Below are 15,519 nucleotides of genomic sequence, written 5' to 3'. Positions count from 1 at the left end.
ATGTTTTAATGAAAAAATATCTATAAAATTAACTTCAATCAAAAATAAGAACTCAAAAAAATAAACAAAAAACAAATTAGTGTATAAAGATTTAATAAATAAAGAAAATTATTAGCTGCAATATAAATTTTTTTTAAATGTCACATCTTTTTTATACTTGTACTAATAGATTGCAGTTAATAAAATCCAATATAAGAATTAAATCTAGTTACAAGTAATTTTACCTTCATAGGTCAAAGTTTTAAAATCAGCAGTTTCTCCTGGTTTTAAAGTACGCATTGGAGAATTAGCTAACATAATATTATTACAAATTTCTCTAATACTGTTATTTGAAATCACTTCAGGATTAACCTTTTCATGAGTATTTTCATCTTCGTAATAAAAATCATAGTCTCCTTCATCTTTTTTTAAAGAAAAAGAAATACTATTACCTTTTCTAGTATTCTTTGCATCTATATTGTAAATCATAAAATTACCTCACACTATTATGTATATAATTATAGTTAATATTATATTTAAAAATTTTTATATTTTCCTAGATTTCAGGAATAAAAACCATTTATTTTAGGGAAAATAAAGTAAATTTTCTATAATAATATTAAATAAAAATAAATTTAAAACCAATCAGAAAATTTAATTAATTAAATAAATAATTAATTAAAGTTACCCGGCAATTTGAATTTTAAATAAATAGAAATATTTACATTTATGATTTTAGATTATCAACTCTTGATTTCCACTACCAATATATAAAGTGTATTCCAATATGTTTCTCCTCAATACTGGAAGGTAATCATAATCCATCATACCCTCAAGTCCGCAATATAAATGAAAGTATAATATATTCCCACTTAAGTGTAATTCTAAATCACTTATTTACAATTGCCGATAATTTCATTTAATGTATCTTCAAACTTATCAACAATACTTTCCCAGTCATTATCCTTTACATATTCACGTGCAGTTTTTGAAAGTGTTTCATACTTTCCACTATCAATAATGGATTGAGCTTTATCTAAAACCTCACTTGCCTCGTGAACATACTCAACACCATGACCATATCCAAATTCCGTTGAAATTCCTGGAAGTTCTGTTGCAATAACCACCTTTTCCATGGCAAGGTATTCATATATTTTAATTGGCACAATATCTTGCATAATCTCCTCGTCTATATATGCGGGAAGAAGACAAAAACTAGCTGCTGATAAAAATTCAGGGATTTTCTCAAATGGCTGGCGACCTGTTAATATCAATTGATCTTGAAGATTATAGTCGTTTTTAATTCCAACTAAATCATCATATGCATCACCGTCACCAACTATAAGAATCTTATAGTTGGGATACTTATCCTTGTTTCTACCTAGTTCAATTGCAAGTTCTTTCATTCCTGCAAAATCATAGATAAAACCCATAAAGAAAAGTACAATATCCTCATCATCAATATTATATTCCTTTTTAATAGCTGATGCATCAAGATTAGGATCATATGATTTTAAATCAATGCCTGCATCAATTTTAATTGTATCCTCTGGTTTTGCACCCAGACTTATTGCAAGTTCTGATAGTTTTTCATTAATGGTAATGACTTTTCTAGAATTTTTAATAGCCTTTTTATTTATTTTTTTACCTAATGATTGAAATGTCTTTTCCGGAATCAACGCATATAATACATCGATTAAATAATATACAAAGGGTATATCATATTTCATACATAGCTTAGATGCTGAATATGCATTAAGTAATCCTAAACCAACAATTACATCAGGTTTGAAGTTTTCAATCTGATATTTGATTTCTGCCTTATGGGATCTGTAAAGTGAAATATAATTAAGTACAGGTTTCTTGATAAAACCTGGTCTTATAACCTGAATATTTGCCTTCTTATCCACTTTATAAACATTGTCTACTACCTGTCTATTGAATCTAAAACCTTCCGGGTCATCCTTAGACCAATCAATTGGATAATCAATTACCTTAATTTCATGACCCCTTACAGACATTCTATCCATAAGATGATGTTGTTGATGAGGATTCCTCTTTAACCAATCAGACTCTTGAACAACTAAAATCTTCATAATAATCAATTAAAATAGCTTGAATTATTTAAAATTAAAAATATTTAAAATAGAAAAAAGAGAAAAGGAATAATTTATCTAATCAAACTCAGCTGATTCCTGTATATTATCCCAATTGTCCACGAACCAATCATGAACTTTTACAAGACCGTCATCAAATGAAACAGTAGGTTTATATCCAAGAATATCATGTGCTTTGTCAATACAGCTTAAAAGTTTAGTCTTTGCATCCCAATTTCTTCTTTCCTTAAATTCAATACCTGCCTCGTTTCCAGACAATTCGTTAACCCTATTAGCCATATCTATAACCCTATGGTCTTTACCAGAACCAAGGTTAATAGCCTCACCAATAGCCTCCTCTTCAATACCCATTGCTAAAAGACCATTACAGATATCTCCAACATAGGTCCAATCACGGGTTTCAGTACCTTCACCAGTAATAGGTAAAGCCTGACCATTCATAGACCAATAGAAAAAGTTTGGAATTACATTTCTATATTTACCTGGAACTTCTCCAGGACCAAATACATTGAAGAACCTTGCATTTACAATTGGTAAATCATATAGATTATGGAAATAATTGGTATATAATTCTCCAAGCAACTTTGTTAATTGGTAAGGAGTGTGCAATGAAATGGATATATCATCTTCTTTAAAAGGCATTTTGGAATCCAGACCATAAACTCCACAACCAGATGAGGAATAAACAAATCTTTCAACTCCAGTTAATTGTGCATGTTCTAAAACCTTGAGAATTCCTAAACCATTAACCATTAAATCAGTTTCAGGTTGATCTACACTATTCTGATTTGCAAAGTGAGCTGCTAAATGATAAACATAATCTGGTCTTTCTTTAAAGACACGATTTAAGTCTTCATCACTTCTTATATCTCCCTCAACAAATTCAACATTATCCGCTTTTACAACATTCCAATGATATGCGGAAGACATATTATCCAAGATAATTACCTTTTCAGCACCTAAATCAGAAAGTTTACGTGTAAGGTTACCTCCTACACAACCTGCTCCACCAGTTATTAAAATTGTTTTTCCTTCAAATTCATTATATGTTCTCATGAAAAATCCCTGTAATTTATATTTTTTAGAAATTTGATTATATTTAATAATTTATCAATATATCTTTTTGTTAATATTCATATAAATAAATTAAGTTTTTTAAAAAAAGAGGCAATTTAATAAAAATAGAAGTATTTCATAAAAAGAAAATTTAAAAATAGAAACTAGAATAAACAATAGAAACAAAAATTCAATGGAAAAGTTAACAGTCTTCACTACATTCAATAAAACAAGAAATTCAAATAAAAAGATTAATAGTCCACATTACACTCAACAAAAACAGAAATTCAATAAAAAGATTAATAGTTTTTATTGAGTAAAATCCTAATAAATAAAAACTCAATATAAAATTTAAATTAAATTTTATCTAGGTCTAGAACCGACTCTACGAGCCATTACTAATTCTCCAACAGAAATTAATCCTGTAAAGAAGTTTTCAAGACCGCCAGTTGCCCATATAGCATTACCAAATGTAACTGCATGAATCCTTTTATCATACTCTTCAGGAGTAATTTTTTCACCAGTTTCACGTCTTGTAACAATAGCTGATGCTTCCATAAGCTCTTCCCAGGAAACTCCTTTTAATTGTTTTAACATAGCTTCATAGAATTTATAAACCTTAGTTTCATATAAATCTGAGAAAGTATGTATAATATCAAAAGAACGTATAATACCTGTCAATATCTCATCATCATTATATACCGGAATAGCTATAACTTTATTACTATCGGTTTCAAGTACTGCATCCCTTGCTGAATCGTTTTCATGTAGATAATTAGTTTCTTCAGGAGGATGCATAATCTCTGCAACCTTTTCATTACCTTCACGTAATCCTTTTGTCAAATCTAAAGCAGTAATCCAACCTATTAATTTCATATTATCATCCACAACAGGACATGTGAAATTTTTATGATCCTCTAATAATTTAGAAGTATCACTGATTGAATCAAATGCATGAACACTTAAAAAATTCTTATCCATCATTTCTTTTGCTTTCATATTATACCCTTCATTTATTTATTATTATAAATCTGAATTTAAATCAACATCCACTAACTCTAATGCACCTACAGGACACCTGTCTGAACATGTATTACATCGAATACATTTATCGGCATCTAATTCTGGAATATTCTCGGAATTTAAAACAATTGCTGCTGTAGGACAATTATCCTCACATAAGAAACATGATACACATTTATCATCATGTATTAAAAGATTCTTAGTCTGTACTAAGGGACCAATATAATTATCTAGATTGTAAACACCTTGGGCACATATATTACTACATGATCCACAGCCAACACATAGTTTCTTATTGATAAATGGATATAATTGACCTTTCTCAAAGTTATCATAAACCTGGCATTCAGCCTCTTCAATGTATTCTTTAGTCTTTAATTTATTAGCTTTAGTTGGACAATATTTAACACAGTGACCACAACCGATACACTTACTCCTATCCATTTCAATATCATTAAGGCGTATAATCCTATGGGGTATCGTTACCTGTTTAAATGCATAGTCTAAGGTTTGGTCTTCAATGTCATCAGCCTCATTATTTATTACTGCCTCTGATTCAAATATGTAAATAGCTGATACAGGACAAGTTTGAACACATATTTCACATTTTACACAATTATCTAAAATTTTAGCACGTTTTGAATAGGTTGAATCACTTATAGCACCTACAGGACAATTCTCAACACAGAGGTTACATCTAATACAACGTGGAGATATAGCCATGAACCTTTCATTAGATTCAAAATCACCTATATCTACTTCAAAATCATCAAAATCATCATCTAAATCAACAGATTTTAAAATTACCTCTTTTTCAATAAGTTTCATCTGTTTTTCGAATTTAAGTTCCATAACCTATCATCCTGCAAATACCTGTTTAATCAACCATCACTAAATTACTTAATTAATTATATATTTTTATTATTAATTAATTTTTTTAAATAAAATTTAATCCTCATCATTTTCTTTGTCATATTCTTCCAAGAAATCTTCCAAATCATCAATCATTGGAAGACCAGAGATACCCATTTCCTGAACGGCTTTAGATGCAACCCAATTTCCAACAGTGACAGATTTTTCTAAATCGAAACCTTTCACATAACTATATAAAAATCCTGCATTAAATGAGTCACCTGCAGCGGTCGTATCCTTTGCATCTACTAAAAATGCTGGAACCTTTACCTCATCATCATTGGAATTTATACCATATGCCCCTTTAGTTCCCCGTTTTACAATTACGGTATCTATTCCGTCATCTCTGATTTTAATAGCCAAGTCCCTAAAACTTAAGTTCTCATCTTCAGGAATATTATCCCTTTTTCTATAATAATCCTCATATAGAATAAACATCTCGTTTTCATTTATAAGCAAGATGTCAGTTCTATCTAAAATTACTTTAAGTTCATCCACACCAAGTTTCGCATATATCAAACCTGGATCAAAACTCAAAATCATGGATTCTGGAAGTCTTGAGATTAAATCCTTTTGAGTTTGGAAAGTCTCACCAAACATTGAAGTGTAATGTATAATATGACCACGTGCAAGTTCGATAGGGTTAATCTCATCTAGTTCAATTGTTTCATTAACGCCGGTGTCGACATATAATGCCCTTTCACCATTCTGATCTACAAAACCTAAAACCTTACCTGACACACCGGTATCTGAATAGATTAGATTATTTAAGTATACTCCATGTTCTGCTAGATTGTATTCAAGTAATTCCCCTTCTGCATCATCTGCAATTTTACCTATATATGAGGTTGTAAGACCTAAATTTGCAAGACCAATTATTGTGTTGGCTGCAGAACCACCTGGACTTTCCTCCTCGGATATGATAGATCTTTCTTCATCATGACATGCAATCTCATCAACCGTAAATAGTTTATCCACATTCAATGCACCAAATCCAATAACATCATATTGGATATCATCAACAATTTCCATTTAAACACCTAAATAACCTAATTATAATTAATTTTAAACCAATATAAATAAAGAATTATAAATGATTTATTGGTTAAAAACCTATCTATCATTTATAAATGCTGATAATGATTTTAACTTAATTTATACCAATTTAAATACCTAAAATATCATGTAAATAAAAGGTATCCTCTCCGAGTTTTCCACCAAAGTTACCTGCAGAGATTTTTACAATTCCATCAATATCTAAAATACTGTCAATTGCCGCTTTTACGGCTTTTCTCATAGACTCCTCATTTACAGCATCTATAACAATTTCAGGAATATAGTTTACACCATCAGGTACCTTACTTTCATCACCTAATCTTTCTTTAAGTGAAGGACAAAATGGATGATTTGTGGAAGGTCCGATCTGTGGGAAATTAGTTTCAGGTTTACTTGCAGCTGAACAAACACCAAATGGTGCACATGCTCCGGGAACATTTAGAATTGCATCAACAATATTTCTTCCTGCCTCAAGTACTGCCTCTTTAGTGCTACACATATACCAGAAATTAGCACCCATAATACCATTACCATATCCCATTTCCTTATCAATTAAAAAGTCGGGAACGGCAATAGGGACATGAATCATATCCCTACCATAGATATTTTCTTCCCATTCGTAACCGTCACCACAATGACCTACCTGTTCCATCATGCCAATGTAACCGTCAGGGTTTTCAGTTGCTGAAAACATTGAGGTAAATGGTTTTACTAAAATATCCTGTCTAATCCTATAGGATAGTTCCAACTCATATTTTTTCAAATCATCAAGACCAAACCAATATTGAGCCATATATCCCGGTCTTCCGTCAGGAGTGAAATTGGCAGATACAGGTCCTTCAACTCCACCTTCAATTCTTCCAATAACTGAACTTGGTGTTGCAGTAGAATCATATGCTGCCTCTTTTGCGGTTTGTTCATCTTCAGCAGTAATTAATGCTCGTATATATTTTCCTCTGAAACTTTCAAAGAATGTATCTTCAACTAAACTATAATCTGTCATTTGAATCACGAATTTAATAATATTATAAAATAAGCAATTGCTTATTATAAACTTAACTTACATAATTGATGCAATATCCTTACCACGTAACTTAGCCCTCATTTCAATACTTTTATCAGCTAGTTCGTCTCTATTTTTATCGGTAATCTTAGCAATAAGGGGATATTTTTTACCATCGAAATGTTCCTTAAAGTAATCTAAGAAACGGTGGCTAATTCTGAAACCCTCATACATACCTTCAGGTAAAAATTCGTATTGATCTATAAATCCCATTGTATAATATTTACCTATTCTATAGAATAAATCAAGAATTACTGTAAATGGAATTGCATCCTCGGATATAATTGCAACTTCAGCTGCATTTATTGCATATTCATTTCCATTAAATGCAACTGCCAAACCCCCATGTGATTTTACATATTGAAGAGGTTCCAAATCTGTAATACTATCTCCTGCATAAATCACATTTTTAGGATCGATATCATTTTTTTCAATAATATCTTTTAGGGCCTTTTCTTTCTCAATACCCCCAACGGGATTAATGTTAAACATGTCCTCTGCAAAACTCATGTTCTTAAATTGATTAAAGAAGATATCATCAAGTAAATCTCCTTCCCTTTCAAGCTCTTCTGAATCTAGATTATTTCTATAATCTTGCATGAGATTACATTCAAGGATTTTACATCTGAATTCCTCAACTTTAACCTTTTCCTCATCTGTAATAGGCATTGAATCCAAATCAACCTCGGTATGATAAGTATTCTCATATGGAAAATCCATTTTATCACATAATGCTCTAATGTATTGACCATAGCTTGTACTTACAATATAGGAGTCAATGAATTCTTCTGCAATGAAAAATGAATTCTCAACACCATTAACAGTTTTTAAGGTTTCCTTTGCATAATCAATTAAATCCTGATTAGTAATATCCTCAGCTTTAAAGAATGGAGTGATATATGCCAAGGTTCCACCAACATGATAACCTTCCCTCTTTTCTACTTCAACTAAGTAATCGTCATAACTACTTAAAATCTTATAAAGTTTACTGCCATCCTGAATAAAATGGGAACATGCCTCATAAGCATTATCATTAATAGTTAATGGACCTTCACAATCTGTTACATAAACTTTCTTACTCAAATTAATCCTCCTAATCTAAAGTATTTAAAAAAAATGATAAAAATTAATGAAATAAAATTTAAAATGAAACAGTATTTTGGTTTTTAAGAATCTGTAAGTTGATTATTATCATCAGAATCTACAATATCAGAGCCTGTTTTATTGCTTATAGAATCTTCACCATCATCTGAATCTGTAGCTTGAGCATCAACATTATCAGAATCCAACATTTCTGAATTATTTGAATCAGTATCTTCACCGCCAGGGTTCTGACAATCCTTAATAATGTCAATGTCAATTGCATTTACAGGACATAGACATTCACATTCCCTACAATAAATACAGTTATCCTCGATATATTCAACCTTATCATTTACCATCTCAAGTGCATCTGTAGGACAGTTATTCACACATACACCGCAAGATAAACATCTAATATTGGATAATGTTAGTTTACCTTCCCTAGGCTTTTGAATCTCTGTGGACAAGTAATAGATTGTATCGCCTTTGGATTCAAATGATTCCTCGTAAATCGTAATGACATCAAACCTGCAAGCTTCAACACACTTACCACAAAAGACACATGAATCTGTAACATGTACCGGTGCAGGAGTATCTAACCATAATGCATCATCTACAGGACATACATTCATACATTCTCCACAGCCAATACATCTGAACTCATCTATAAATATTCTTCTTTTCGGTGGGAATGAATCAATCAAATTATTCATTTCTGTTATTTTAAAGTTTGAACCAGTGATATCCTCAAATTTTTTAGTGATTACCTCTGATGCGTTAAATTTAAGTTCAAATAAATTCTCGGATTCAATGATATCATCGGGTTTTACATTCTCTGCAGTTACCTCATCCAAATGTTTTGAAAATTGAAGTGATAAATCAGATAAGATCCTGTCAATTCTTGAAATGTTATGAGACAACACTGAAACATCTTTATCCACAATTTCTGATATGGTATCGGAGGTTCTAATCTTACTATATTGGGCATATGCTCTTTTACGTGAGGAGAATTTAATTGCCGTGGAAGGACATGCATGCATACACTCTTCACATCTTGCACAGTATCCTGGATTAATGTATGGTAGCTTTAATGTTTTACTAATAATAATGGAACCCTTAGACGGACATACCCTTACACAGGTTAAACAGCCAATACATTTCTTATGGTTTACAACAATTGCCTTTCCACCTTTAACAGTTCTTGGCAATATCTCACCATATTTAATTGCATCTGTAGGACATACCCTATAGCAATATCCGCATCTCATACATTTGTCTTCATCGATCTCACTGAAAGTTTCGGAACCCTCTGAACGTAGGTGAATAGCCCCTGTTTTACAATTAGCTACACATGCCCCACATGCTCTACATAATGCCTTGTTAATATTTGGAACATTTTCCTTAATTGGTTCTGCAATCTTTGTAGTCATTGTAATGGCAACATAGGGACATGCATTTCTACATAATACACAGCCGAAACATGAATCATGTAACCTAATATTACCATTAGGATCCAAGTAAATAGCCTCAACTGGACATGATTTTAAACATGGTTTTTCAACACAATGAGCACATTTATTATCATCAATATCCCATTGAACTTCAACTTCACGTATTGGTTTTCCGAAACGTTCATAATCTTCTCTAGCTTGCATTGTGCTCACCTTTTATAAAGTCATGATCTAATTGTGAAGGAGTAACAGTGATAAAGGCATATTCATTCCCATCATCATCAGAGTCAAGTACAAATTTAGCAAGGAATAATTTAATCACTGCAAATGGACAAGTTTGGAAACAAATACTACATCTACAACACTTATCATGGTCTCTTACAATAGTATCTCTCTCTTTATCAAAACTAATTGCACCAATTGGACATTCCTTAACACACATTTGGCATTTCTTACATTTTTCACTGTTCCATGTAATAACCCTAATCTTTAATCTGTCAACTGCATTTTCAATTATTTCATGCGCAATTTCAGTATCTGGAATAATCTTTAATGCCTCATCCCAGATATTTGATATTGGGAATTTTAATTGCAATAATGATTCTGGAGCCAGTTTTTCTAAATCTTCCTGTTGAGCCTCAATATATTTTTCAAGACTGTCAACAACCAGTTTAATCAATTTTCTTTGATCTTGTAGGTTATCAATAAATATTCCTTTCATTGCACCTTTAACTTTACAAGCCTTAACACATTCTCCACATGCAATACATTTTAATTGATTTACTTTTACATGTCCGTCAACAACTGAAACCGCATCTACGGGACATGCTTTAATACATGAATTACATTTAATACATAAATAATCATCAACAATATATCTGCGTTTAGATGGAATGATATTGAAATCTTCTTTAATTAAATGATTTTCTCCACATTCTAAAGTTTTTGGATTAGACGGGCAAACCTCAGCACAGAAACCACATCTAATACAGCCACCCTCATTAATTACAGGATAGACTAAACCTTCTGCTTCTTCAGTTGTCTCATCCCTTACAAGCTTAATTGCTGTTGGAGATGGACAACTTGCAATACAAGAACCGCATCCAATACAATTTTCCTTAATAACAACTGGAAAATCTCTAAATCTAGAAGGTTTTTCAACTGATTCTTTATGAGATTTTGCATCAGTAAAACGATTGATCCAGGTTTTTCTTGCAAATTCATATACATACCAAATTAAAGAACTCATAAACCATCATCTTTTAATTGAATTTAAAACATATCTTTTACGATTTTTTCATTAGTGTCTCTATTTAAAACTTGAACACGTTCAGCACATGCAATACAAGGATCACATGATGCATATGTAGCCACTGCATCTGCAACAGTTGGAACATTAGTTAGCATATATTTAGCACATGAATCTATATTTGTAATACTTGGAGTACGTATTGAAATATGTTTTATTAAATTGCCGTTTGTCTCACACATATACTTTACTTCACCACGAGGAGCCTCATTTACCCATTCACTGTAACCTGTATTAACTTCAACAGGTACTCTAATATCACCTTTAGGCATGTTATCAATAGCCTGTTTGATTAAATCAATTGATTGAGGTATCTCATCAAATCTATTCATAGCACGGGCATAATTATCTCCTTCTTTTCTCCAAATAGGAGAGAAATCCAAATGGTCTCTATAGGTAGGATGGAATTCCCTGCAATCATGTTTAAGACCTGATGCCCTACCAATAGGGCCTACTGCACGACCTTTTAATGCCTCTTCTCTGGTCATTTCTCCTACACCCTTAGTCCTTAAAGCTAAAACAGAACCTTCAGAGAATAATTCCACTATCCTATCATGGTTTTCCTCAATGACCTTAAGATTTTCAAGTATGGCATTGAAATGTTCTTCATTGGCATCCATTCTTACTCCACCAAGAACATTCCAACCCATATTAACCCTGTTACCTGTTAACAATTCAATAGAATCCATAGCATATTCCCTAAGTTCCAATACTTTCATGAACAATAACTCATGGTCCAAACATTTGAAAAATGTGGAATTCGCCAGATAATGAGATTGAATTCTATCCAATTCGTTAGTGATGACTCTTAAAAATTGGGCTCTTGGAGGTGCGTAAACTCCCGCCATATGCTCTAAAACCTCTGCAAATGATTGGGTATGTTCATAGGAACAAATACCACATATTCTTTCTGCAAGATAAATACATTTTTGCCAGGTTTTACCTTCCATAATCTTCTCTATTCCACGGTGGACATAACCATAATCTATTTCAGCTTTGACTACTCTTTCACCCTGAGTTTCAAGCTTTAATCTTAAAGGTTCCTTTAAACCTGGATGGACCGGACCTATAGGTACTATCATTTCTTACACCTCATCCTCATCATCTTTAATCTTCTTGTTCTCATGACTTTTTGCAACCATAGCATCAGGCGCAACATTTAAAATTGCATTAATAATTTCAGGAGGACTTGGAGGACAGCCAGATACAGCCCCATCTATAGGGATAAAATTAGATGCTGGAGCACTAACCCTACCACCTTCTTGAGCAAAAACACTTCCCGTTTGAGGACAGTTTCCAACAGCTAAAACAAGTTTTGGCTCTGGAGTCTTAGCATATATTCTTCTTAACTTATCCTCCCACTGTTCAGTGACAGGTCCTGTTAAAAGTATTATATCTGCATCACGAGGGTTGTTTTGTAAATAAATACCGTATTGTTCAAGATCATATCTAGGAGATAAACATGCAACGAGTTCTACATCACATCCATTACATCCACCACAATTAACAATACAAACGTTAATTGAGGTTTTTCGTACAATATCCTTAAGACGATCTAACATTTTCTTACCTCTAAACTGAAATTATTATCTAATAAAAATTATCTTAATTTTTCAACCAATATCCTTCTTCCTTCATCTACCGCATCACTGTAATCTTTACCATGAAGGATTTCCTCTGTCAATTTAAATTTAATATCCCTTGCTTCCTCCTGTGAAAGCAATTGAAGTACATCCACATACCATATAAATCTTAAATCAATATGTAATCTCATCATAATTTCTTCCGGAATTGCTGATTCATATGTTGAGTGAAGTGCCTCCAATGAGGACATGTCTAAATTTTTCATAAGAATATCCTCAAACTCTTCAACAGATATTCCCAGTTCTTTAGATAAAGGAACAATTAAATCATCATGCCATTTGAAACTTCTAAGAATTCTTAATTTATAAAGTTTCATTTTCTCTTCATCATCCATATAATCACCAATAGACTAAAATTAAATTATATTAAATAAACATTGTGTAAAAAACCAAATTACCACTGCAACTATAATACCAATTACAGTTTCTCTTCTACCATAACCTGGTCTCATATCTATTACAAAACCTATTAAGAATAGACCAATACTTATAACAATAAAGCTTGGAATAAAGTTAAGGAGACTGTAGTTAACAAATAAAAACCAACCAAGAATAGCCATAACTAATATTGGTATATTGGTTTCTTTAATAATATATGGTTCTAAATGTTTTTGATAGCTGTATAGAAGACCAAGAATAGCCCCAACTATAAAAACTATTAGATATATTAAAACATGTAATTGTTCTATCATAATCATCATCTGATTGGTTTGTTTTTAATTTAAATAATCTGTTTATAATGGTCTGTATAATAATATAATTGAAATACAGATCACAGCAAAGGTAATGAAAAACATTATCTTCTCTAGATTTTCTGCAAGTTCTGAACCTTTCTCTGTATATTGATATAATATTAACGGAGCAATAAGTATAGCTATAACTACAAGTGGCAAAACAACAGGACTATGAAATATGACAGCAAGTCCACTAATAAAAATAATACCAATAGCTACTAATGATGTAAGTATTAAAAAGTCTTTTTCTTGACTCATTTTCTCTCTCCGTATTTTATTTTTTAATTAAATTACCATTGGAATCAATGTTCCAAATACACATATAACCGCAATTGTAAACTGTGACATGACTGAATGGTTTGGATTTAACATAGGTGTTGTGGCACTTATAAAACCTGTAATTACAGATATTATTATCATTCCAATTGCATAACCCACTATTGTTAAAGGTCCAAAGAATATTGTAAGGAACAACCATAATAGAACATACCATAACATAGATTCGGAAAACATTATGAATCCTCTTAGGAATCCGAAATGTTCCGTTTCAAATCCGGAAATAATATCCTTACCTGTAGTGATTCCAAATGGAGAATATGGAGCCTTTGTAATAATAATCATAAAGAACATCAATGCCGCAAGTGGAATTGAAAATATTAGTGGTCCATGTGCAGATTGATAAGATATTATTTGTCCAATATTCATTGTATGAGTTTCCAAATAAACAAGTACAATAGCTGCAAACAATAAAAGCTCGGATGAAGCAGAGAAAACCGCCCTTACACAACTAAGTTTTCCATAGGGAGAACCTGATGAGGAACCTGAGTTATGTTCTACAATCTTATGAACCGCATAGATACCAAACATTACCATTAAGGATCCATAGGTTACAGGACCAACAATTACACCAGTAACCCATATAGCACATAATATAGTTACAATTGCTATGTAAAATGGTTTTGAAATTGTTTTAGGCCATGAAGATTCTTTAAAGAAAAATTTTAAAGAATGTAATAAATACTGAATCAAAGGAGGTCCTGGCCTTAACTGAACACGAGCCATAACTTTCCTATGTAAACCTAAAAGTAAGCTCCCAGCAAGAAAAGCTATCATTACATTTATTAGAATATCTGCCATTAAATTATACATATAAATCGAATACACACTCTATAAAGGATTTAATATCCAATAAATGGTTCCTGTATTCTTTCCTCCTTCTCATCTTTTTTAGGTTTAGCCATAGTAAGTAAACCTAATGAAAGGATAAAAAATGGTATAAATACAATTGCTACAGCATAGACAATCCAATCTGCAGGATTAAATATTAAGGCATATAATATTGCAATTGTTGATATGATAAGTAATATGCTACTTACAGTTTTTAATTTATTCATTTTTAACACCTTTTCTAAGTACAAATAATGAGTAATACTTCAATTACCCTTATAATAATAAATAATGAACTTAAATGTACAATTAATAAAAATGGAGAACCTGGGGTCCTAAACATCTCTGCTTTAGATGCGAAGAATGGCGCTATACCTGATTCACCACAGGCTCCGATAAATATTAATATTGCACCGAAAATCATCATTGCAGTAGGTTTCATACTTTGAATTGCAAGTAAACTTACTGTTCCACATGCTCCAAGAACAATTGCTGCACCTCCAAATAATGGTAAGCTACACATCATCGCAATTAAACCATATTGGAAAACAGAATCCAAAACATCTACTTGTTTTACTGATGATATAATACCAATATTTAAGATTCCGACAAGGGACATAAATAAGGTCAAATTATATAAATCCCCTGTAATCATTGCACCTGCTGTAGCTATACCACAAATCACAGATAAGAATCTTCTTGCTTTAAACTCCTTAATATCTACAGATTTTCTTTTGTCTGCAAGTGTACCGAACTCGGCTTCAACCTGAGTTTCCGTATGGCCTATAGCAATAAGAAACGTGAATATCAATATAGTCACAAACATGAACAAATGAAATGGATTTAAATAGAATACAATATCCCCTAAAGGTACTATCCCAAGTAAATTTCCACCTAAACTTGCAATACTCATAATTTTCCTCTAT

General features: G+C 31.8%; 18 protein-coding genes. All 18 read right to left on the bottom strand.

Translation table 11 applies throughout. From position 1 onward, the window contains the following. Positions 1-204 precede the first annotated feature (204 nt). Complete coding sequence (locus ON24_RS02315) at positions 205-468, bottom strand: hypothetical protein (RefSeq protein WP_040681794.1); 264 nt, start codon at positions 466-468, stop codon at positions 205-207. A 404-nt stretch (positions 469-872) separates the two neighbouring features. Next, a complete protein-coding gene (locus ON24_RS02310) occupies positions 873-2,075 on the bottom strand; it encodes a glycosyltransferase family 4 protein (RefSeq protein ID WP_040681793.1) in 1,203 nt (400 codons plus the stop codon). A gap of 78 nt (positions 2,076-2,153) precedes the next feature. Beyond that, positions 2,154-3,152 (bottom strand): NAD-dependent epimerase/dehydratase family protein, encoded by a 999-nt coding sequence (locus ON24_RS02305; protein ID WP_040681792.1) that lies wholly within the window; start codon positions 3,150-3,152, stop codon positions 2,154-2,156. A 363-nt stretch (positions 3,153-3,515) separates the two neighbouring features. After that, on the bottom strand, positions 3,516-4,151 hold the full coding sequence (locus tag ON24_RS02300; protein ID WP_016358523.1) for a CBS domain-containing protein: 636 nt from the start codon (positions 4,149-4,151) through the stop codon (positions 3,516-3,518). Between the two features lie 24 nt (positions 4,152-4,175). Next, entirely contained in the window at positions 4,176-5,027 is an 852-nt protein-coding gene (locus ON24_RS02295; RefSeq protein ID WP_040681791.1) for a 4Fe-4S dicluster domain-containing protein, read from the bottom strand. Positions 5,028-5,123: 96 nt separating this feature from the next. Continuing rightward, the gene (locus ON24_RS02290) at positions 5,124-6,119 is read right to left on the bottom strand and encodes a carbohydrate kinase family protein (protein ID WP_040681790.1); all 996 of its coding nucleotides are present in this window, start codon (positions 6,117-6,119) and stop codon (positions 5,124-5,126) included. 133 nt (positions 6,120-6,252) lie between these two features. After that, positions 6,253-7,146 (bottom strand): formylmethanofuran--tetrahydromethanopterin N-formyltransferase, encoded by an 894-nt coding sequence (locus ON24_RS02285; RefSeq protein WP_040681789.1) that lies wholly within the window; start codon positions 7,144-7,146, stop codon positions 6,253-6,255. Between the two features lie 57 nt (positions 7,147-7,203). Next, positions 7,204-8,289 carry an HAD hydrolase family protein gene (locus tag ON24_RS02280; protein ID WP_040681788.1) on the bottom strand — a complete coding sequence of 362 codons (1,086 nt, stop codon included), beginning with the start codon at positions 8,287-8,289 and terminating at the stop codon, positions 7,204-7,206. Between the two features lie 83 nt (positions 8,290-8,372). Next, the gene (locus ON24_RS02275) at positions 8,373-9,944 is read right to left on the bottom strand and encodes a 4Fe-4S binding protein (protein WP_050553529.1); all 1,572 of its coding nucleotides are present in this window, start codon (positions 9,942-9,944) and stop codon (positions 8,373-8,375) included. After that, the gene (locus ON24_RS02270) at positions 9,934-10,989 is read right to left on the bottom strand and encodes a 4Fe-4S binding protein (protein ID WP_040681787.1); all 1,056 of its coding nucleotides are present in this window, start codon (positions 10,987-10,989) and stop codon (positions 9,934-9,936) included. The genes ON24_RS02275 and ON24_RS02270 overlap by 11 nt, the downstream gene beginning before the upstream one ends. Positions 10,990-11,012: 23 nt before the next feature. Beyond that, positions 11,013-12,131 carry a hydrogenase large subunit gene (locus tag ON24_RS02265; protein ID WP_016358530.1) on the bottom strand — a complete coding sequence of 373 codons (1,119 nt, stop codon included), beginning with the start codon at positions 12,129-12,131 and terminating at the stop codon, positions 11,013-11,015. Between the two features lie 3 nt (positions 12,132-12,134). Next, complete coding sequence (locus ON24_RS02260; RefSeq protein ID WP_016358531.1) at positions 12,135-12,611, bottom strand: NADH-quinone oxidoreductase subunit B family protein; 477 nt, start codon at positions 12,609-12,611, stop codon at positions 12,135-12,137. A 38-nt stretch (positions 12,612-12,649) separates the two neighbouring features. After that, a complete protein-coding gene (locus ON24_RS02255; RefSeq protein WP_016358532.1) occupies positions 12,650-13,027 on the bottom strand; it encodes a DUF1959 domain-containing protein in 378 nt (125 codons plus the stop codon). 21 nt (positions 13,028-13,048) lie between these two features. Continuing rightward, entirely contained in the window at positions 13,049-13,384 is a 336-nt protein-coding gene (locus ON24_RS02250; protein ID WP_016358533.1) for a DUF2104 domain-containing protein, read from the bottom strand. 42 nt (positions 13,385-13,426) lie between these two features. Further along, positions 13,427-13,684 carry a hypothetical protein gene (locus tag ON24_RS02245; RefSeq protein WP_050553528.1) on the bottom strand — a complete coding sequence of 86 codons (258 nt, stop codon included), beginning with the start codon at positions 13,682-13,684 and terminating at the stop codon, positions 13,427-13,429. Between the two features lie 27 nt (positions 13,685-13,711). Then, the gene (locus ON24_RS02240) at positions 13,712-14,575 is read right to left on the bottom strand and encodes a respiratory chain complex I subunit 1 family protein (RefSeq protein WP_040681786.1); all 864 of its coding nucleotides are present in this window, start codon (positions 14,573-14,575) and stop codon (positions 13,712-13,714) included. 29 nt (positions 14,576-14,604) lie between these two features. Next, a complete protein-coding gene (locus tag ON24_RS02235; RefSeq protein WP_016358536.1) occupies positions 14,605-14,820 on the bottom strand; it encodes an SND2/TMEM208 family protein in 216 nt (71 codons plus the stop codon). Between the two features lie 14 nt (positions 14,821-14,834). Then, on the bottom strand, positions 14,835-15,506 hold the full coding sequence (locus tag ON24_RS02230) for an energy-converting hydrogenase A subunit H EhaH (protein ID WP_016358537.1): 672 nt from the start codon (positions 15,504-15,506) through the stop codon (positions 14,835-14,837). Between the last annotated feature and the right edge of the window lie 13 nt (positions 15,507-15,519).

Source organism: Methanobrevibacter boviskoreani JH1 (assembly GCF_000320505.1).
In the GTDB taxonomy this organism is placed as follows: Archaea; Methanobacteriota; Methanobacteria; order Methanobacteriales; family Methanobacteriaceae; genus Methanarmilla; species Methanarmilla boviskoreani.
This window is presented reverse-complemented; position numbering and strand designations above follow the sequence as displayed.